Origin of the sequence: Pseudomonas sp. ArH3a (assembly GCF_022648765.1) — a bacterium.
In the GTDB taxonomy this organism is placed as follows: domain Bacteria; phylum Pseudomonadota; class Gammaproteobacteria; order Pseudomonadales; family Pseudomonadaceae; genus Aquipseudomonas.
On sequence record NZ_CP080330.1, the window covers coordinates 3,612,692 to 3,631,986 of the forward strand.

Below are 19,295 nucleotides of genomic sequence, written 5' to 3' on the forward strand. Positions count from 1 at the left end.
TTACTTGGCTGCCATGCGCAAGGCGCCGTCGAGACGGATCACCTCGCCGTTGAGCATGCTGTTTTCAATGATGTGCCGCACCAGTGCGGCGTACTCGGTCGGTTTGCCCAAACGTGGCGGGAATGGCACGCCAGCGGCCAGGGAATCGCGGACTTCCGGGGTCATGCCGGCCATCATCGGTGTTTCAAAAATGCCCGGGGCGATGGTCATGACCCGAATGCCGAAGCGCGCCAGCTCGCGGGCGGCGGGCAGCGTCAGGCTGGCGATGGCGCCTTTGGAGGCGGAATACGCCGCCTGGCCGATCTGCCCATCAAAGGCGGCCACCGACGCGGTATTGATGATCACGCCGCGTTCGCCATCGGCATTCGCCTCGGTTTCGGCGATGGCGGCGGCGGCCAGGCGCAGCAGGTTGAAGCTGCCGATCAGGTTGACGTTGATCACCTGGGCAAAGCTGGCCAAGGCGTGAGGGCCGTTCTTACCGAGGATTTTCTCGCCACGCACCACACCGGCGCAGTTGATCAGCCCGTGCAAGCCACCAAACGCGGCGACGGCCGCTTGCACGGCGGCTTCGGCGGCAGCTTCCTGGCTGATATCCGCCACGGCGCTGCGGGCATTATCACCGAGCTGTTGGGCCTTGGCCGCGACGGCCTCGGCGTTCAGGTCCACCAGCATTACCTTGGCACCGGCGGCCACCAGCATTTCAGCGGTGGCCGCGCCGAGGCCCGAAGCGCCGCCGCTGACCAGGAATACCTTGTTTTCAATCTGCATCTTTATTTCCTTTGAAAGGGATCACGCCAGTGCTGCTTGAGCCTTGGCGATTTCCTGATTACGCAAAATAAAACGTTGCAGCTTGCCGCTCGGGGTCTTGGGCAAGTCGCTGACAAATTCGATTTCTCGCGGGTAAGCATGCGCGGCGAGACGCTTGCGCACGTGCAGGCGCAGCTCTTCGGCGAGTTCCGGGGTGGCACGGTATTGTGCGTTGAGCACCACGAAGGCTTTCACCAGCTCAGTGCGCTCCGGGTCAGGCTTGCCGACCACTGCCGCTTCGACAACGGCCGGGTGTTCAACCAAGGCGCTTTCCACGTCGAACGGGCCAACGCGGTAGCCAGAGGTGGTGATCACATCGTCACTGCGCCCGACAAAGCTGATGCTGCCGTCGGGGTTCAACTCCACCGTGTCGCCGCTGAGGTAGTACTTGCCGACAAAGGCTTTGGTCTTCACACCGTCGTAGCCGGCGAACCAGCACATCGGCGACTGTTCGCGGTCGATGGCCAGGATTCCCGGCTGGCCCGCGGGCAATTCCTGGTGATCGTCATCCAGCACCACAATGCGATGCCCTGGCGAGGCAAACCCCGCCGAGCCGACGTGCACCGGGTGCGCCAGGCCGTGGTGGTTGCACAGCACCATGCCCAGTTCGGTCTGGCCGTAGTGGTCGTGGATGGTCACACCCAGGTTATCCGCGAACCAGCGGATCACTTCCGGGTTCAGCGGCTCGCCGGCACTGCTGACAATGCGCAGCGTGCCCTTGATCGATCGCGCGAATTGCTCGCCACCAGCTATCAACAGGCGATACGCGGTCGGCGAGCCCGTCAGGTTGGTGATCCCGTATTTGTTGATCACCCGGCAGGTGCTTTCCAGGGTGAACGGCCCATCGTAGAAGGTGATCGGGTGGCCCAAGGATAACGGCCCGGTCACGCCAAAATAGATGCCGTAGGCCCAACCCGGGTCGGCCACGTTCCAGAATGCATCTTCGGGGCGCAGGTCTACCGCGTCGCGGGTATAGCTCTGGAACGCGACGATGGCCTTGAGCGGTACCGACAGGGCTTTGGACGGGCCGGTGGTGCCTGAGGTGAACATCAGCAGGAACGGATCGTCTGCGCCCAGCAATACCGGTTCGCAGAGGTTTGAATAGTTGGGCAATTCAGCCCAGAAGCTGTAATCGCCGCGCACAATGCCTTCGCCCTTGGCGCCGGCGACCGTCACGATGGTCGGGCAGCCCTCGACTTCCGCCAGTTTGGGGCGGTTCACCGCGTCGGTGACCACCAGCGCCGCGTCGGAGCTGTTCAGGCGGTGTTCGATAGCCTTGGGGCCGAAGGCAGTAAACAGCGGCTGATAGACCGCGCCGATGCGCCAGGTGGCAAGCACTACCACCAGCAGTTCCGCCGTGCGTGGCAGCAGGCCCGCCACCTTGTCACCGCGTTTGACGCCCTGGGCCAGAAGGAAATTGGCGAAGCGCGCTGCCTGGTCCTGCAAGTCAGTAAAGGTCGACGTGGCGCTGCGCCCGTCCTTACCTTCCCAGAACAGCGCGATGCGGCCCGGCAGTGCGTGCCGGTCGCAGCATTCCACGCAGGCATTGAGGGCCTGCAGGTTGCCGGCCAGTGCGGCGTCGGCAGTGTGCTGGTAATCAAACTCGGTGGTGGCAGCCAAATACTCACGCATCGCTTCAATCCTTGTGTTTTTTATTTTCAGGACGTTTTGGAGCCGTTAAAGCGTGGAAATAGTCGCTCTAGAGCGCTGTAGCAGCAATGGTCAAAGCCTTCAACTTGGCTGACTGGTTTGGCCAATCATTGATCGCGCTGATCAGCCAGTCAGTTCTAGTGATTGGACGCTCTTGATTCAAGCTTCTAACCTGAAAGACTGCGCCACCGAAGAAGCCTCCCCGCGATGATCGTTCGTCCCAAACCCAACCTCCTGGGTATCCTGTTCTCCCTCAAGGGCTCGATTGCCAAGCGTATTGCCCTGCGTAGCCTGCTGGTGACCTTGCTGGCCTCGGTGATCGTGCTGGTTGAAACCCTGCACCCGGCGTATTTCTCCACGGTCAACGCCACGCCCTTCACGTTGTTGGGGTTGTCGTTGTCGATCTTCATGAGCTTTCGCAACAACGCCTGTTATGACCGCTGGTGGGAAGGCCGCAAGCAGTTGGGGCAAATGATCATTGAGGTGCGTTCGCTGATTCGCCAGACCCAGGTGCTGAGTGATCCGGTTGAGCGTGCCGGGCTGTTGCGCGGTGTGTGCGGCTTTGCCCATGGCTTGATCGCGCGCCTGCGGCATGAGGACGAAGCGGCGGCGATAAAGCCCTGGATCGGCATTGATCGCACGCACCCCAACCTCCCCGACCATGTGCTGCAACAGCTCGGCGCGCGGTTTTCGGGGCTGGCCGAGCAAGGCGTGATCAGCGAATGGCGCTACACCCAGCTGGAAACCCGACTGGTCAGCCTGAGCCAGGTGCAGGCCTCCTGCGAGCGGATCAAACACACGCCGCTGCCCTTCCCTTACACCTTGTTGCTGCACCGCACCATCTACCTGTTCTGCATTCTGCTGCCGTTTGCGATGGCCGAGCCGCTGGGCTGGCTGACACCGGTGTTCACCGCCATCGTCAGCTACACCTTCTTTGGCCTGGATGAAATTGGCGATGACCTGGAAGACCCGTTCGGCTTCGACGAAAACGACCTGCCATGCAATGCGCTGGTGCGCACCCTGGAGCGCGAGATTCTTGCAGCTCTCGGCGAAAGCGACTTGCCGCCTGCCTTGGAGCCGGTTGAATACGTGCTGACCTGATGCGGGTTTGACACCCGCGGTGGTCTGACCGAAGCTGATGGCTTTGCGATAGCTGCCCCCAGCTTTTGGACGCCTGCATGTCAAAGTCACGCCGTTATTCCATCGTCGGCCTGTGCGCCCTGTTGTTGATTGTGTTGCTTACCTGGTTTTTCTCCCACTCCAGCCCGGTGGCCGTGCCGAAGGCCATCGCCCATGGTTACGGCAAGGCCTTAAAGCAGGCGCATAACGGTGAACCGGGCGCGGCGCGTGTGCTGTATCAGCAGCTTGGTCGGCCGGACCTGTCACCTGAACGTCGCGCGGCGTTGCACGCTGAACTGCCCAACTACCCAAGCCCGCAGGCACTGAAGCTTGCCGATAAAGACCTGGCCAATGATTCGCCACTGGTGCGCGAGGCGGCGATTCACAGCATCGTCGGCCTGGTGCCCAGCGGCCAACGCGTGTTGCTGCTGGGGCCAGTGCTGGAGGATCCCGAACAAGACGTGCGCTTTGCCGCCGCCAATGCCCTGCTCGGCCTCTCTGCGGACACCTTGGGCCTGTACTTCGGGCCCTTGCAGCAAGTACTCGATGAGTTCGTGAAAACGCTCAAGGACCAGCCGGAAACGGCTGAAGGCTGGATTCAGCTGGCGCGCCTGTACATCCACAGCGTGCTGCTGCCGGACGCGCAAAATGCCTTGGCGCAGGCCATGCGTTTGCAGCCGGACAACCTGCAAGCCGGGGTGGCGCAGATCGAGTTACTGGATAAACAAGGCAAGACCGACGAGTCGCGCCAACTGCTGGCACGGCAACTGGCGGCCCACCCGGAGTCGGCCTACCTGCAACATGCCTTGGGCATGTGGTTGCTGCACCACGGCGAGCGCCCTTATGCGCTGCTCGGCCTGTCCAAAGCGGTGGAGCTGGAGCCGGACAATCAGGATTACCGCTACGACTTGGCGACCACCTTGCATGCCCAAGAGGAATTGGAAGCGGCCCAGCGTCAACTGGAAGAAATTGTGCAGCGCCATCCCGCCAACCGCAAAGCTCGCGTGTTGCTGATCAACTACTGGAAAGAGACTGGCCAGTTGCAAAACGTCCAGGTGTTACTGGCGCAACTTGAGCAACAAAACCCGGACGATCCTGCACTGCAACAAGGCCTGTAAGAGCCAACCCTTTAGTTAAGGGCGGACAACCACCTGTGGCGGGGGTGCTGGGTACATATCCGTTTTCGTACCGAGGTGCCTGCATCGCAGCGGTGCGACGATTCGACTTGCTCGCGAATGCGGTGGGCCAGTCAGCTTATTTGTAACTGAACCACCGCATTCGCGAGCAAGCCCGCTCCCACAGTTGGATCTCATTACATCAGCTAGATGTGGTGCTGCTGTGCTTCTGCCCTGCTTTGCTTCTACCACTCAGGTCGGCTACTAGGCCGCCGTGCTCTTGCTTTTGATCTTGATCTTAGGCGCCCCGTTAACCACGCTGGCCGAACGCAGGCTTGAATCCGTGGGTAAACCGGCAGGACGCCGGTTTAGCCGCGATGGGCCAAGGATGGCCCATGGCGGCGGCCCACGGATTCAAGCCGGAGTGAGGGCACACCGAGCCTAAGCGAGGTGCCGAGTGGTGGGGCAAGAGCCTTTTTGGTTACTTTTGGGGCTCTTTTCCAAAAGTGACCCGCCGTAAGGGCGGAACCCTAAGCCGCCGTTACCGCAGCAATGGATATGTACTCAATCCAACTAAAGAAGCACCACCAAACCAGGCTACCGCACTACAGGTTACCGACTCCCAGATCTCTCTTAATCACCATAGAAGTCACCTAACCAAAAAGCCCCCCAAAGGCTGCCTATAAGCGCAACGAGGCTACAAATATCACGAAGTGTTGAACCGCTACGGACCACTACGGTCAAGTAAATATGGCGCGCCCAGGGCGGCGCGCTCCTCTACTTGTACGTGACCTGAGGGCACTTCTTGTCTACATCCAAAGAGCTGTTCAGTGAAAAGGCGGCCACCGGCATCGAAGGTCTTGATGACATTCTTTCCGGGGGGCTATCGCGCAGCCACCTGTTCCTGCTGGAAGGCGAACCCGGCACCGGTAAAACCACCGTAGCGCTGCACTTTCTGCAAGCCGGCGCGAAAAACGGTGAACGATCCCTGTACATCACCCTGTCCGAAACCGAGCGCGAATTGCGCCATGGCGCAAAGTCCCACGGCTGGGACCTGGATGACAATATCCACATCTTCGAACTGACCCCACCCGAGAGCCTGCTCGACGCCGACCACCAGCAGAGCCTGCTGTATTCGTCGGACCTGGAATTGGGCGAAGCCACCCGGCAAATCTTTGAAGTGGTCGAAGCGGTCAAGCCGACCCGCGTGGTCATCGACAGCCTGTCGGAGATCCGCCTGCTGGCGCAAAGCTCGCTGCGCTACCGCCGCCAGATCCTGGCGATCAAGCACTACTTCGTGCGCTACGACGCCACCGTGCTGCTGCTCGACGACCTGACTACCGAATCCCTGGATAAAACCGTGCACAGCGTGGCCCACGGCGTGATTCGCCTGGAAGAACTGACCCCCAACTACGGCGCCGAACGCCGCCGCGTGCGGGTGGTGAAATACCGTGGGCAGAAATACCGTGGCGGTTTCCACGACTTCACCATCATGGCCGACGGTATCCATGTATTCCCGCGCTTGGTCGCCGCCGAGCATCGCGGTGGTTACACGCGCCAGACCCTGAGCAGCGGCATAGCCGAATTGGATGCCCTGATGGGCGGCGGCGTCGAGACCGGTTCGAGCAGCTTGATCCTGGGCCCGGCCGGTACCGGCAAGTCGCTGATCTCGATGATCTTTGCCGCAGCCGCCGTGGCCCGTGGCGAAAAAGCCGCGTTGTTTATCTTTGATGAAGAGCTGGGCTTGTTGTTCGAACGCATGCGAAACATGGGCATCGACCTCGAGGCCCTGCAAGCCACCGGCAACTTGCTGATCGAACAGGTCGACGCTGCCGAGCTGTCGCCGGGCGAATTCTCACACCGGGTGCGGCGTTGCGTGGATGAACGCGGGATCAAAACCGTGGTGATCGACAGCATCAACGGCTACCAGGCCGCCATGCCCGAAGAAAATGCCCTGATCCTGCACATGCACGAACTGCTGCTGTACCTCAACCGCCGTGGCGCCGCGACCTTCATGACAGTTGCCCAGCACGGGCTCGTGGGCGATATGCAGGCCCCGGTAGACATCACTTACCTGGCCGATACGGTCATTCTGCTGCGCTACTTCGAAGCGCTGGGCAAGGTGCGTCGGGCCATTTCGATCATCAAGAAACGCACCGGCTCGCATGAATCGACTATCCGCGAATACCGCATCGGCGGTCGCGGCATGACGGTTGGCGAACCCCTGGATAACTTCCAAGGCGTGTTACGCGGCATTCCTACCTACATGGGCGCGGGCTCACCTTTGCTCAAGGAAGAGGGCTAGTGACTGGCCTATCTCCCGTCTCCGAGCGTGCAATCATCCTGGCGCCCATGGGCCGTGACGGCTCATTGGCGCTGATGATGCTGAACCAGGCCGGCTACAGCGGCATCATCGCCACGCACCTGGCGAACCTGTGCGAAGCGTTAGAGCACGGCGCCGGCCTGCTGGTGATCGCCGACGAAGCCCTGCGCGGCGTCGATTTGGAGCCGCTGCTGGAATACCTGCATCAGCAACCGGCCTGGTCGGACCTGCCCATCGTGCTGATGACCCACCATGGCGGCAGCGAGCAGAACGGTTCCTCGCACTTGAGCGGGCTGTTGGGCAACGTGACCTTCCTCGAGCGCCCCTTCCATCCAGTGACCTTGATCAGTCTGGTGAGCGCCGCCCTGCGCGGCCGACGGCGGCAATACGAAGCCCGCGACCGGCTGATTGATTTGAGCGAGAGCGAGCTGCGCCTGCAACGCACGCTGGAAACCCTCGAGCAGCAAGTCGAGGAGCGCACGGCGCAACTGCGCACCAATGAAGAGGCGCTGCGCCAGTCGCAGAAAATGGAAGCTGTCGGCCAGTTGACCGGCGGCATCGCCCATGACTTCAACAATATGCTCACCGGGATTATCGGCAGCCTGGAGCTGCTGCGCAGGCGCATATCGCGCGGCAAGCTGGACGACCTCGATGGCCTGATCGACCTAGGCGTGACCTCGGCCAACCGCGCCGCCGGCCTGACCCACCGCCTGCTGGCGTTTTCCCGTCGTCAGTCGCTGGATTCCAAGCCCGTGGAGATCAACCAATTGGTCGCCTCCATGGGCGAATTGCTGCAACGCAGCATCAATGAAAGCATCGCCTTGGATATGCGCCTGAGCGACACGCTCTGGACCGCCGAAGCCGACCCCAACCAGCTCGAAAGCGCCCTGCTCAACTTGGTCATCAACGCACGGGACGCCATGCCTGGCGGCGGCAAGCTGGTGGTCGAAACCACCAACCGCCACCTGGACAGCGTGTTCACCGCCGCCTACGGCACGTTGAAGCCCGGTGATTACGTTGAGCTGAGCGTCAGCGACACCGGCTGCGGTATCCCCGAACACCTGATCGGCCGGGTGTTCGATCCGTTTTTCACCACCAAACCCATCGGCCAGGGCACCGGCCTTGGGTTGTCGATGATCTACGGCTTTGCCCGCCAGTCCCACGGCCACGTCACGATCCATAGTGAAATCGATAAAGGCACCACCGTCAGCCTGTTCCTGCCGCGCTTTGTCGGCGAGATGAAGACGCTGGAGCTGCTCAACCCAACGCTGCTGCCCTTCGCCAATGCGGGTGAAACCGTATTGATCGTCGAGGATGACCCGGCAGTGCGGGTATTAGTCAGTGCAGTGCTCAAAGAACTGGGTTATGCCTTCGTCGAGGCGTGTGATGCCGATACGGCGCTGCCCATCATTGAATCCGAACAGCGTATTGACCTGCTGATCAGCGATGTGGGCCTGCCCGGCATGAACGGCCGGCAGATGGCGGAAATCGGTCGGCAGATGCGCCCGCAGCTCAAGGTGCTGTTTATCACCGGCTACGCCGAACACGCGGCGGTACGCGGCGGCTTCCTGGACCCGGGGATGCAGTTGATCACCAAACCGTTCACGTTTGATCTGTTAACGGCAAAAGTGCGGGAAATGATTCAGGGTTGAGGCGCTACAACAAGGGCTGCATGGCAGCCCTGTCACCCTTCACGCCAGCAGGCGCTGGATATGCTCTTGCAGCGTATCCAAGTCAAACGGCTTGGCCAGGATCGGCGCGTTGCGCGTGATCGGGCTATTGCAGTCGAGAATTTCCTGCGGGTAGCCGCTGATAAAGATCACTTTTAATTCCGGTCGCAACTTGATCGCAGGCTCAGCGATCTGCACCCCGGAAATCCCACCCGGCAGGCGGTAGTCCGTGACCATCAGGTCCAGGTGCGGCTTGGACGCGAGGATTTCGAAGGCCTGCTCCCCGTCGATCGCCTTCAACACCCGATAGCCCAGGCCTGCCAGGTATTCACCCAGCACAAACATAATGGATTCGTCGTCCTCGACGATCAGAACGACATCTTGTGCATCTTCACTCATGGGAAGCCTTTGTCCGGTCAATTGCTGCAGTTACGACCATGGGGTCACGCAGAGGTTGCGTCGAGGTGACGATTGATTTCACGCGGCCGCCTCAAGCGGCAGGCACACCCGGAACAGGGCGCCCTCGCCTATCTGGCTTTGGACCTCGATGGTACCGCCGTGGGCCGCCACGATCTGTTCGGAGATAAACAGCCCCAGGCCCAGGCCCGCCGAGACATGGCTGGCCGACACCCGCTCGAACTGCTGGAATATGCGCTTCTGGTTGTCTTCACTGATGCCGATGCCATGGTCACGCACTTCCACCCGCGCTTCGCCATGCTCGGTGTAGACCCGCACTTCCACCGGGCTCTTGGCCCCGTAGCGCAGCGCGTTGGTCAGCAGGTTGGAGACCACCTGCTCGATGCGGAACTCATCCCAATTGCCCTCCACGGGGCCTTCGGTTTCCAGGTGCATCGATGAGTCGGCGGCCGCGACTTGCGGTGCAAAGTTTTCCACCAGGTTACGCACCAACAGGGCCAGGTCAAAGCGCGCCGGGCGGATCGACAGCTTGCCGGTGCGGATGCGCGACACGTCGAGCATGTCTTCAATCAGGCGAATCAGGCTTTTGATCTGCCGCTCGTCGCGGTCAACCATGGCGTGCATCTTGTCCAGGGTGAATGCGGCGGCGTTATCCCGGGCCAGGTGCATCTTGCGCAGCTGGGTCTCCAGGATCAGGCCGTTAAGCGGCGTACGCACTTCGTGGGCGACGATCGACATGAAGTCGTCACGCATGCGCACCGCCTGCTCCAATTCAGCCTGGGTAGCCTGCAGGCGCGTCAGCAGCAGTTCCTGCTCGCGGCGACTGCGCTCCAGGGCTTCCACTTGCAGTTTCATCGCCTTGCTCTGGCGGTACAGGTCGACGAACACGTTGACCTTGCTCTTGACCGCGTGGATATCCAGCGGCTTGTGCAGGAAGTCCACGGCGCCGCTTTCATAGCCTTTGAAGGCGTAATTGAGTTCTCGGCCAGCAGCGCTGACGAACACAATCGGGATGTTCTTGGTCTTTTCGGTGCCGCGCATCAGCTCGGCCAGCTCGAAACCGTTCATGCCGGGCATCTGCACATCGAGAATCGCCATGGCGAACTCGTGCTCCAGCAACAGTGACAAGGCCTCGTCGGCGCTCAAGGCCTTGAAGACCTGGCGATCCTCGCGCTTGATAAGCGCTTCGAGGGCCAGCAGGTTTTCCGGCAGATCGTCGACGATCAGCAATTTGGCCTGGATATTACTTAACATGGGGAAGATTCCAGGGAAGCCAGCAATGAGGCAATGCGGCTCAAGGTCAGAATATGGTCAGGTGTGTGCAGTGCCAAGGCCGCCAACGGCATCACGGCAATGTGTGCTTCCTTGGGGTCTTGTACCACGGTGGTGCCGCCCGATTGTTTGACGTGGGCCAGCCCACGCGCGCCGTCCTGGTTGGCGCCGGTCAGCAGGATCGCCAGCAAACCCTTGCCGTAGGCATCAGCGGCTGAGGCGAACAGGTAATCAATGGCCGGACGGGAATAGTGCACGCGGTCTTCCTGGCTCAGGGACAGGCTGTGGTCATGTTCTACCGAGAGGTGGTAGCCGGGCCCGGCGAAGTACACAGTGCCGGCCTCGATCACTTCCTTGTCCCGCGCTTCCTTCACCGGGATACGCAGGCGCCGCGCGAACACTTGCGCCAACTGGCTTCGGCGTTCGTCCGGCAGGTGCAACACGGCAATAATCGGCAAGGCAAACCCTTCAGGCAGGTCGCCAAAAATCTTCAGCAACGCCTCGACGCCGCCGGCTGAGGCGCCGACGACAATGGCTTCAATCCCGAAAAACGGGTTGGCTTGCGCCTCGTTCATGATTTTCGGTAGATCCGTTCCTGCTTGACCAAGGGTTCGAATTGTTTGCTGTAGGCGGAAAAATCCAGGGTTTCCTTACTGCCCAGCACCAGGAAGCCGCGATGACACAGCGACTCATGAAACAATCCAAACGCTCGATCCTGCAATTTTTTATTGAAATAAATCAGTACGTTGCGACATGAAATTAATTGAGTTTCTGAGAATACACTGTCGGTCGCCAGGCTGTGGTCGGCAAAGGTGACGTTCTCGCGCAGGGTCTTGTCGAAGATCGCGTAATCGTAGGCCGCCGTGTAGTAGTCGGCGAATGAACGTTGGCCGCCAGCCTGCTGATAATTAGCAGTGTAGGCGCGTACATTCTCCAGGGAGAAAATCCCTTGTTTGGCTTTATCCAGCGATGCCGGGTTGATGTCCGTGGCGTAGATGATGGTGCGCTCGAGCAACCCCTCTTCGCGCAGCAGGATCGCCATGGAGTACACCTCCTCGCCTGTGCTGCAGCCGGCGATCCAGATCTTGATCGACGGATAGGTCTTGAGCAACGGCACCACTTCCTGACGAATCGCCAGAAAGTGCGACGGGTCGCGAAACATCTCGCTCACGGGGATCGTCAGAAATTGCAGCAACTGCATGAACGCGCCAGGGTCGTGCAACACCCGCTCCTGCAGCGCCGAAATGGTTGCACAGTCAAACTGGCGCAGGGCATGGGCCACACGCCGCTTGACCGACGCACCGGAATAGTCGCGAAAGTCGTAGCTGTACTTGAGGTAAATCGCCTCGATCAACAGGCGCAGCTCAATGTCGCTGCTTTTGTCCAAAAAACGCTGCTCCACTTAAATACGTTCCATCTTCGGTAGCCATACGCGAATCAGCGAGAACAGACGATCCAGGTCAATCGGCTTGGCCAGGTAATCGTTGGAGCCTGCCGCGAGGCAGCGCTCCTGATCGTCCTTCATGGCCTTGGCCGTGACCGCAATGATCGGCAACTTCTTCCAGCGCGGGTCCTGACGGATCAAGGCCGTGGCCTCGTAACCGTCCATCTCCGGCATCATCACGTCCATCAGCACCAGGTCGATGTCGTCCACTTCATTGAGTTTGTCGATGGCCTCGCGGCCGTTACGGCCGATCACCACCACCGCACCTTTGTGCTCCAGGGCGCTGGTCAGGGCAAAGATGTTGCGCACATCGTCGTCCACCAACAGGATCTTGCGCCCCTCAAAGACCTTGTCACGGCTGCGCGCGGTCTTGAGCATCTTCTGGCGGTCATGGGACAGCTGGGACTCGACTTTGTGCAGAAAGAGTGTCACTTCATCCAGCAAACGTTCAGGTGAGCGCGCACCCTTGATGATGATCGAGCGCGAGTATTTGCGCAGTTCAGCCTCTTCATCACGGGTCAGGTTACGCCCGGTGTAGACGATGACTGGCGGGAACGAGCAGATATCCTCGGTGGCCATGCGCTTGAGCAGCTCGTTGCCGAGCATGTCCGGCAGCTTGAGGTCGATGATCATGCAGTCGTAGATATTCGTGCGCAGCAGGTCCAGGGCGGCCTGGGCGTAGCCGACGTCGGTGATCTCAATGTCATCGTCGCCGATCAGGCGGGCAATGCTGTCGCGCTGCAGGTCATCGTCTTCCACCAGCAGTACGCGCTTGACCTTCTGTGTCAGCTTGGCTTCCAGGCGCGCAAACACGTCCTTGAGCTCCTCGCGCGTGGTCGGCTTGACCGCATAGCCGATGGCGCCCATGTGCATGGCGGCTTCGACGCGGTCTTCCACGGAAATCACGTGCACAGGGATGTGGCGGGTGTTGGCGTGTTCTTTCAGGCGTTGCAGCACCGTCAGCCCGGAATGGTCCGGCAGGCGCATGTCCAGCAGGATCGCGTCCGGCACGAATTCCTCAGCCAGGCTGTAGCCTTCGTCCGCGCCATGGGCGACCAGGCAGTTGTAGCCCAGCTCGTGGGCCAAATCGAACAGGATGCGCGCAAAGTTCGGCTCGTCTTCCACGACCAGGATGCAACGGGTGGTGAACGGTGCCTTGTCACGGTCATCGGCAAAACGTGGGATCTGTTGCGCATCGGCCACCGGCAGCGGCGAGATGGCGATCGGTGCAGGTGCAGGCGCCGCCACAGCGTGACGCGGCTGCTCGATGGGCGCCGCGCCCTCCTCGCGCTCGATGTACTGCTCCGGCAATACCAGGGTAAACACACTGCCCTTGCCCGGTTCGCTGGTCACGCTGATATAGCCGCCGAGCAACGTGGCCAGGTCGCGCGAGATCGACAAGCCCAGGCCGGTGCCGCCGTAGCGGCGGTTGGTGGTGCCGTCCGCCTGGCGGAAGGCTTCGAAGATGCTTTCCTGCTGGTCCGGGGCGATGCCGATGCCGGAGTCGCGCACCGTAAAGGCAATGCTCTCGTTCGGCGCACGGGACACCGACAGGCTGACCTCGCCCTGCTCGGTGAACTTGATCGCGTTGGACAGCAGGTTCTTGAGGATCTGCTCCAGACGCTGGCGGTCGGTAAACAGCAGGGTCGGCGCATCGCTTTGCACCTCCACCTGGAAGGCCAGCTTGCGGTCGGCGGCCAACGGTTCGAACATGCCGCGCAGGCCGTCCACCAGACGCACGACACTGGAGTTTTCCGGGCGCACCTCGAGCTTGCCGGCTTCGACCTTGGAAATATCCAGAATGTCGTTGATCAGGTTGAGCAAGTCATTGCCCGCCGAATAAATCGACTCGGCAAACTTGACCTGTTCGGCGCTGAGGTTTTCCTGGGGGTTTTCCGCCAGCAGCTTGGCCAGGATCAACGAGCTGTTCAGCGGGGTGCGCAGCTCGTGGGACATGTTGGCGAGGAACTCGGACTTGTACTTGCTGGAGCGCTGCAATTCGTCGGCGCGGTCTTCGAGTTCAAGCTGTGCCTTGTTGAGCTCGACGTTCTTGCGGTCCATGGCGTCGCGCTGCTCGGCCAGGGTCTGGGTCTGTTCGGCCAACTGCTCGTTGGTCTGCTCAAGCTCGGCCTGCTGGGTTTCCAGGTGGGTCTGGGACTCCTTGAGGATGCGTGACTGTTCTTCGAGTTCTTCGTTGGCGGTCTTGAGTTCTTCCTGCTGCACTTGCAGCTCTTCGTTGAGCTGCTGGGTCTCGGCCAGTACTTCCTGCAGGCGCTGGCGATAACGCGCGGCTTCGATAGAGGTGCCGATATTGCCGGCAATCAGCTCCAGCAGTTCGACGTCACGTTCTTCCAGTGAGCGCAGGAAACCCAGTTCGATCACGCCGTTGACACGGTCGTCCTCGCTGGTCGGCATCACCAGCACGCTGCGAGTAGCGCCTTCGCCCAGGCCGGAACTGACCTTGAAGTAGTCCACCGGCACATCGTCCAAGCGAATCAGGCGATCAAGCTGGGCGGCCTGCCCGACGATACCTTCGTCGCTGTAGATCGACTGTTCCTGCTGCTCCTGTTCGCGGGAGAAACCATAGGTCGCCACACGCTTGAGGCCGCCGTGCTCTTCACGCACATACAGCGCGGCGACTGCCGAGCCCATGTATTGGGCAAAGAACTGCAGGATGTTACGGCCCAACATGTTCAGGGTCAGTTGGCCGAGCACTTGTTCGGCCAGTTCGGTCTGACCACTGCGCAGCCAGGCTTGCTGTTCAAGGCGTCGCGCAATCTTCTGTTGTGACGCGAGGTTATCGCTGTAACTCCTTGATAGTGAGAGCAAATTCTTACGACCGACATACGCCAGGAACCCACTCAGGCCGAGTACGAACGCCAGGTACAGGGTGACGCTGACCACCGTGGTCTTGGTGACTTCTTCATTGCGGGTGATGCGGAACTGCTGCTCCATCGCCACCGCATCGTCGTACTCCTTGCGGATCTCGTCCGTGAGGCGCTTGCCCCGACCGGCCTTGACCGCGCTGCGGTAATCACCGCTCTGGCGCTGCATATCAATCATCGACTGCGCGTACTTGTTCCACTCGGCCTGCATCGCCTCTAGGCGCTTGAGGCGGTCTACCTGCTGGGGGTTGTCCGCCACCAGTTCCTGCAGGTTACGCAAGTCGGCAATGATCCGCGGTTTGGCCACTTCGTAGGGGTCGAGGAAATGCTCATCGCCAGTGATCAAGAAGCCGCGCATGCCGGTTTCCAGGTCCACTGTCAGTTTTGATGACTCATTGAGGTTATTGATGACCCGGTCGGTGTGCTCCACCCACTGGATCACCGACAACAAATAAGTAATCAGCACGACGAAAAACACTGCGCTGAGCACGCCCACACCCAACGGCAGGGCCACGTTACGGCTCAGGAGTTTACGAAAGCTCTTTTCATCGACGGACGACGCGGGAGTCATGGGCATGCCTTGGCCAAAGTACGGAAAAAGGAGGAGTTTGCCCGAACATCAGGGGTCAGGGCTATGTTTCTGCGCTGGTTTGAGGCGAAAACCTACAAGGCGCGGGTGGATTTCGCGCTGATTTTGGCCAGCTTCCTTGAGTACGTCGCACACAACTTATAACAACTTCCTACAGCAAAAGAGGAACGAACTTTCATTGGCTTCGCACTCAGAAGCACGCCTCAGGAACACGGAAGATCTTTTGGACGGCGTCTTCTTATGACTTGCCAAGGTACGCTAAATGAGCATTTCAAGTGTTACGCAACAAACAGTGAACGTCTCCACCACAGAAGCTCAACTGCCTGCGCAAAACATCTCCAACACTTCATCAATAACGCCGGCCCCCGCAAGCAATCCCGCAGCAGCGCAGCCACCAACCAAAACGGTGGGACAGCTCCAAGCAGACAACCAGAACCTTTTCAATTTGGTCGACCAACTCCGCCAAATGGGTACCCAAAATGAGGGCAAGCCCCTCACTCCACTCCAAATTTCAAGCGCGTTAAAAAGTCAAATTGACGTGCCTTACGTAGGGTCCACCTACGCCTTGGCAGGCTCCACGCCCCCGACATTGGCGGCCGTCATTACCGACCTCGGTTATGAACTGCCAGTTACCGCCGAACAAGTCGCTACGTTGGCCAAACAAATTGGGCAAAAGGCTTCAATCCCGGTGCTGGGGAATTTGGGCGGCGGCCTTTCCTGGCCAATTGCGATGTCACAAGAGGACCGAAGGAGCATTCGCGCGTTCCTCTTCTCCCGTAACAGCGGCTTGCCTGGCTTGCCGTTGCCGACACATGGCAACGGCACGCTGCATTACTTGTTGCACGGCAGTTCGCTCACGCACCGTGATTTGCAAAGTGACCCTCAACAGACGCTACAAAAACTGTTCGATTCCCCCAGGGCCCAGGCGCTGGGGCAGGCGTTACAGGCGCACCTGAAGGGTGTGGCCACACCCACCAGTATTTATGACTATCTGTTGACCGCGATGATCGATGGGCTTGACCTGGGTGGCCTTTGGCACCCCGAACCCAACAAAATCGGTGATATTTATCTGGACTCCCCCATGTATTGGGGTCAATCACCCTCGCTGGTTGCCGAGCACCTGAGCAAGTATCTGATCAAGGAAGGCCTGGCGACAGACTCGGCCGCTAAACTTGCGACCCACGTTCTGTTGGCGAGTCACGCCCCGCAGTTTCTGATCAAAGATATTCCCTCGATTGTGAAAGTCGGCGGTGTTCTCTGGGGGCAATTGACAACCGCAGCAGCCAAGATCGAAGCCCAGACGCCTGGCCGGGTGCCTAACATGACCTATGTCGAGGTTATGGCCCTAGCGGAGTCGCTGCCGACCAGCGATATCGACGTTCAACTTGCTCAGCGCGAAACTCTAAAAGAGTGGGGGTTAGCCAATGGTTTGCTGCCCATCTTGCAAACCAGTTGGACCCCGGTAAATGGCGCACTGGTTCCCTCAACTCCCGAACCGACAGCGTCACAAATGGAACAGACCAAAGCGGCCTACGACAGTCGCTTGGATGCGCTGGTGGAGACTTCTACTTCTTTATACACGCCACTGGCCAGTCGAAAAAAAATTGCGCTTGACGCCCTCAAAGCTGAGTTCCCAAAGCTTGATCCAACGGTTTTTGAAGCACGATTCCTCGCAAAGGCCTACACAGGCCGCCCCGGAGCCGGCGATCCAAGGTTGCGTTCCATGCTTGATATTGTGATGGAAGGGGAAATGCTGGGGGAAAAATACAAATGGGTCACCAACGATCGCAGGGTGCCAATCGATGCGTTCAACAACTTTACACGTTCCGAAAGGCTTCCAGCGCCCGAGGTGTTCACGACCCAATTCGAGGCGTCGATAGCGGCGCAAAAAAAGGGCCATCACGGAATGGTCAAGCACCTGATATCCCAATTGCCATTAGCCGACCGCAAAAATTTTGAATTCGGCGAGATCGAGTTCTCTTACGAAAAACACTACAAAGATGCGGCGGGTAACGCACTCGTGACGGTGCGTCGCGAACATACATTGTTTGTGAAAACTACGTACGAGGGTGAGAGCAATCTTTATGAGATCGACACCACCAAAGGGACAATCACTAAACAAAACGAGCGCATGACAGAAAACCTGAAACAGGTAATTAAAATAGACGGAGGCTATCAGCCCGTTACTTCGATCATTACGCCTTATCCCAGCGACTCCAGCATTGCCAAGACTGATAAGCCAGGCAGTACTGAGATCCCCAAAAGTTTCGACTCGAACCGAACCAATAAGATTGCCAATTTCTACGTTAAATCCTTAGGCCTGGATGATGAAAGTGTGCTGGATCACGCCAGAGGCGTGACGTCCTACGATCATGATCGTTCGCTTGACAAGGGGGTTGGTGAATTCTTCCTCAACCTCATCCCGTTCCGGTCTGCCATCGTCAACCTGGCGAAAGGCAGCGTCGTCGAGGGGATAGCCGACCTAACGATGGATGTCATTGGACTGCTGACGTTTGGCGCAGGCAAGACTGCCCAGGCCGCCAAAGTCTTTGGCAATGGCGCCAAGGCTGCAAAAGCTATCAGGTTCCTGGGGGCGTCCGCCTTTGAGGTGCTCAACCCACTCAGTGGGGCGGGCGACATAATATGGGGAGCCGGGCATTTGCTCCTCAAGGGCTACACGAAGAGTACTGGGTGGCTTAAAAAGCTCAGGGCCTCCAATGGCGGTTACCAAAAACTTCAGCAGATAAGCAAGCAGCACGGGACAGCGTTAATCGGCTCTGTGAACGTTGGAGATCGCACCATCGACACGGTCGCGGTACGCAAGAACGATCAATGGTATAACTATGACCCCTTAAAAAATAGTGTGTATGGCTCGCCAATCGACCACTTCACTCCCCTGCGTGGCGGCACGCTTAGCAGCAGCTTGGGAGTTGCGTTTGGGAATTTCTACAAGAAGCTCGTTGAGGCACGAAAGCCCAATAGCCTTGCGCGGTTTAATCAGGGTTATAAAAATGGGGTGCTTCAGGCGCTGCCGGATTACACAGGCCAAACACGCTTGAAGGACTTACTGAAGTTGGCCGCAAACCCCAATCGGACGCCGGAAGAAATAGGGCTTTTGGCGAGGACAATAAAGGAGGAAAGAATTAGAGATGGGGAGTATTTCACAAATATTTTTGCCGCCGACATTGCCGGCCCAGGCGTTTCTTTCGACCGCTTTGCCCAAGCACAATACCTCGCGCGCGTTGATTTAACTTCAAAGGGCTACTGTGCTGGGATGACAAATGCAATGGCGCTGGCACTGCATCGAGGAGACGAAAAAATATTTCTGGAGAACCTTCGCAAGGCCTCTACTACCGCAACGCCAATGGCCCAACATACAAAATTCAACCATGATATGAAATCACTCCAAAATGTTTTAGACCAAACGGGGGATTTTCATATAGGACGCATGCCTTCATTGATCGATTCTCAGCGCATTATTAACGACCTCAGTACTGCCACCACCTCAAAATACCTGAGAATCAGCACTGAAGATCACGCCATGCTGGCTGCAGTCAGGATCCGAAATGGTAAAAAAGAATGGTTCTTCTTCGATCCCGATAGCGGACTCGCCAAGTTTGATAATTTGCAGTCTATGCGCAACGCTATGGAGAAGTTATTAGACCGCGGGGCCATGGCCGCCACGTTAAAACCGTTCATGTCTGCGCAAGGAACGCGTCAGTTCTACGTCAGCCCGTTCCAGCCGAATGACGTTCTTGATAGTAAGGTTGATAGTTTTGCTGTTTCAATAATGGTGTCCAATCCGTTAGCACCTTGACTCGTGTGAATGGCTCCAGCCCTGATTACGGCCGAACATGCTCAAGGTCAGTTGGCCCTGCACTTGTTCGGCCAGTTCGGTCTGACCATTAGCAGCCAGGCCTGCTGTTCAAGGTGTCTCGCAGTCTTTTGTTGTGATGCGAGGGTCGGCTGTAGCTATCCGAGCGCTCATTCGGCTTTGCGCTGCT

Annotated in this window: 12 protein-coding genes; 5 read left to right on the forward strand and 7 right to left on the reverse strand. The window is 58.9% G+C overall.

The genetic code is table 11. The features are described 5' to 3' along the window. Both K0P33_RS16285 and K0P33_RS16290 read right to left on the reverse strand, forming a co-directional pair. Positions 1-768, reverse strand: a complete 768-nt coding sequence (locus tag K0P33_RS16285) for an SDR family NAD(P)-dependent oxidoreductase (RefSeq protein ID WP_242149536.1) — start codon at positions 766-768, stop codon at positions 1-3. 21 nt (positions 769-789) lie between these two features. After that, positions 790-2,439: an AMP-binding protein gene (locus K0P33_RS16290; RefSeq protein ID WP_242149540.1), complete on the reverse strand. Its 1,650-nt coding sequence runs from the start codon at positions 2,437-2,439 to the stop codon at positions 790-792. 225 nt (positions 2,440-2,664) lie between these two features. Here K0P33_RS16290 and K0P33_RS16295 point away from each other — a divergent pair, with 225 nt between their 5' ends. From K0P33_RS16295 to K0P33_RS16310, 4 genes are all read left to right on the forward strand, one after another. Beyond that, positions 2,665-3,558, forward strand: a complete 894-nt coding sequence (locus tag K0P33_RS16295) for a bestrophin family protein (RefSeq protein ID WP_094951827.1) — start codon at positions 2,665-2,667, stop codon at positions 3,556-3,558. 77 nt (positions 3,559-3,635) lie between these two features. Continuing rightward, positions 3,636-4,694, forward strand: coding sequence for a tetratricopeptide repeat protein (locus K0P33_RS16300; RefSeq protein ID WP_242149543.1), 1,059 nt, complete (start codon positions 3,636-3,638; stop codon positions 4,692-4,694). A gap of 802 nt (positions 4,695-5,496) precedes the next feature. Next, positions 5,497-6,996 carry an ATPase domain-containing protein gene (locus tag K0P33_RS16305; RefSeq protein ID WP_094951825.1) on the forward strand — a complete coding sequence of 500 codons (1,500 nt, stop codon included), beginning with the start codon at positions 5,497-5,499 and terminating at the stop codon, positions 6,994-6,996. Further along, a complete protein-coding gene (locus tag K0P33_RS16310; RefSeq protein ID WP_242149545.1) occupies positions 6,996-8,666 on the forward strand; it encodes a response regulator in 1,671 nt (556 codons plus the stop codon). The genes K0P33_RS16305 and K0P33_RS16310 overlap by 1 nt, the downstream gene beginning before the upstream one ends. Before the next feature lie 39 nt (positions 8,667-8,705). Here the strand turns inward: K0P33_RS16310 and K0P33_RS16315 are convergent, their stop codons facing one another. From K0P33_RS16315 to K0P33_RS16335, 5 genes are all read right to left on the reverse strand, one after another. Then, positions 8,706-9,083 carry a response regulator gene (locus tag K0P33_RS16315; RefSeq protein ID WP_094951823.1) on the reverse strand — a complete coding sequence of 126 codons (378 nt, stop codon included), beginning with the start codon at positions 9,081-9,083 and terminating at the stop codon, positions 8,706-8,708. Between the two features lie 78 nt (positions 9,084-9,161). Then, positions 9,162-10,355 carry a hybrid sensor histidine kinase/response regulator gene (locus K0P33_RS16320; RefSeq protein ID WP_242149548.1) on the reverse strand — a complete coding sequence of 398 codons (1,194 nt, stop codon included), beginning with the start codon at positions 10,353-10,355 and terminating at the stop codon, positions 9,162-9,164. Next, positions 10,349-10,948: a chemotaxis protein CheB gene (locus K0P33_RS16325; RefSeq protein WP_094951821.1), complete on the reverse strand. Its 600-nt coding sequence runs from the start codon at positions 10,946-10,948 to the stop codon at positions 10,349-10,351. Before K0P33_RS16325 ends, K0P33_RS16320 begins: the two co-directional genes overlap by 7 nt. Then, positions 10,945-11,760: a protein-glutamate O-methyltransferase CheR gene (locus K0P33_RS16330; protein ID WP_242149550.1), complete on the reverse strand. Its 816-nt coding sequence runs from the start codon at positions 11,758-11,760 to the stop codon at positions 10,945-10,947. Before K0P33_RS16330 ends, K0P33_RS16325 begins: the two co-directional genes overlap by 4 nt. 15 nt (positions 11,761-11,775) lie before the next feature. After that, on the reverse strand, positions 11,776-15,273 hold the full coding sequence (locus tag K0P33_RS16335) for a response regulator (protein WP_094951820.1): 3,498 nt from the start codon (positions 15,271-15,273) through the stop codon (positions 11,776-11,778). 280 nt (positions 15,274-15,553) lie between these two features. On the opposite strand from K0P33_RS16335, the gene K0P33_RS16340 reads away from it, so the two are divergent. Then, complete coding sequence (locus tag K0P33_RS16340; protein WP_242149554.1) at positions 15,554-19,108, forward strand: hypothetical protein; 3,555 nt, start codon at positions 15,554-15,556, stop codon at positions 19,106-19,108. Positions 19,109-19,295 lie beyond the last annotated feature (187 nt).

Bases quoted from the DNA above. Each gene is read 5' to 3' on its own strand.
- K0P33_RS16325 (WP_094951821.1), bottom strand. From the start codon at position 10,948: ATGAACGAGGCGCAAGCCAACCCGTTTTTCGGGATTGAAGCCATTGTC.
- K0P33_RS16340 (WP_242149554.1), top strand. From the start codon at position 15,554: ATGAGCATTTCAAGTGTTACGCAACAAACAGTGAACGTCTCCACCACA.
- K0P33_RS16295 (WP_094951827.1), top strand. From the start codon at position 2,665: ATGATCGTTCGTCCCAAACCCAACCTCCTGGGTATCCTGTTCTCCCTC.
- K0P33_RS16285 (WP_242149536.1), bottom strand. From the start codon at position 768: ATGCAGATTGAAAACAAGGTATTCCTGGTCAGCGGCGGCGCTTCGGGC.
- K0P33_RS16315 (WP_094951823.1), bottom strand. From the start codon at position 9,083: ATGAGTGAAGATGCACAAGATGTCGTTCTGATCGTCGAGGACGACGAA.
- K0P33_RS16300 (WP_242149543.1), top strand. From the start codon at position 3,636: ATGTCAAAGTCACGCCGTTATTCCATCGTCGGCCTGTGCGCCCTGTTG.
- K0P33_RS16290 (WP_242149540.1), bottom strand. From the start codon at position 2,439: ATGCGTGAGTATTTGGCTGCCACCACCGAGTTTGATTACCAGCACACT.
- K0P33_RS16320 (WP_242149548.1), bottom strand. From the start codon at position 10,355: ATGTTAAGTAATATCCAGGCCAAATTGCTGATCGTCGACGATCTGCCG.
- K0P33_RS16335 (WP_094951820.1), bottom strand. From the start codon at position 15,273: ATGACTCCCGCGTCGTCCGTCGATGAAAAGAGCTTTCGTAAACTCCTG.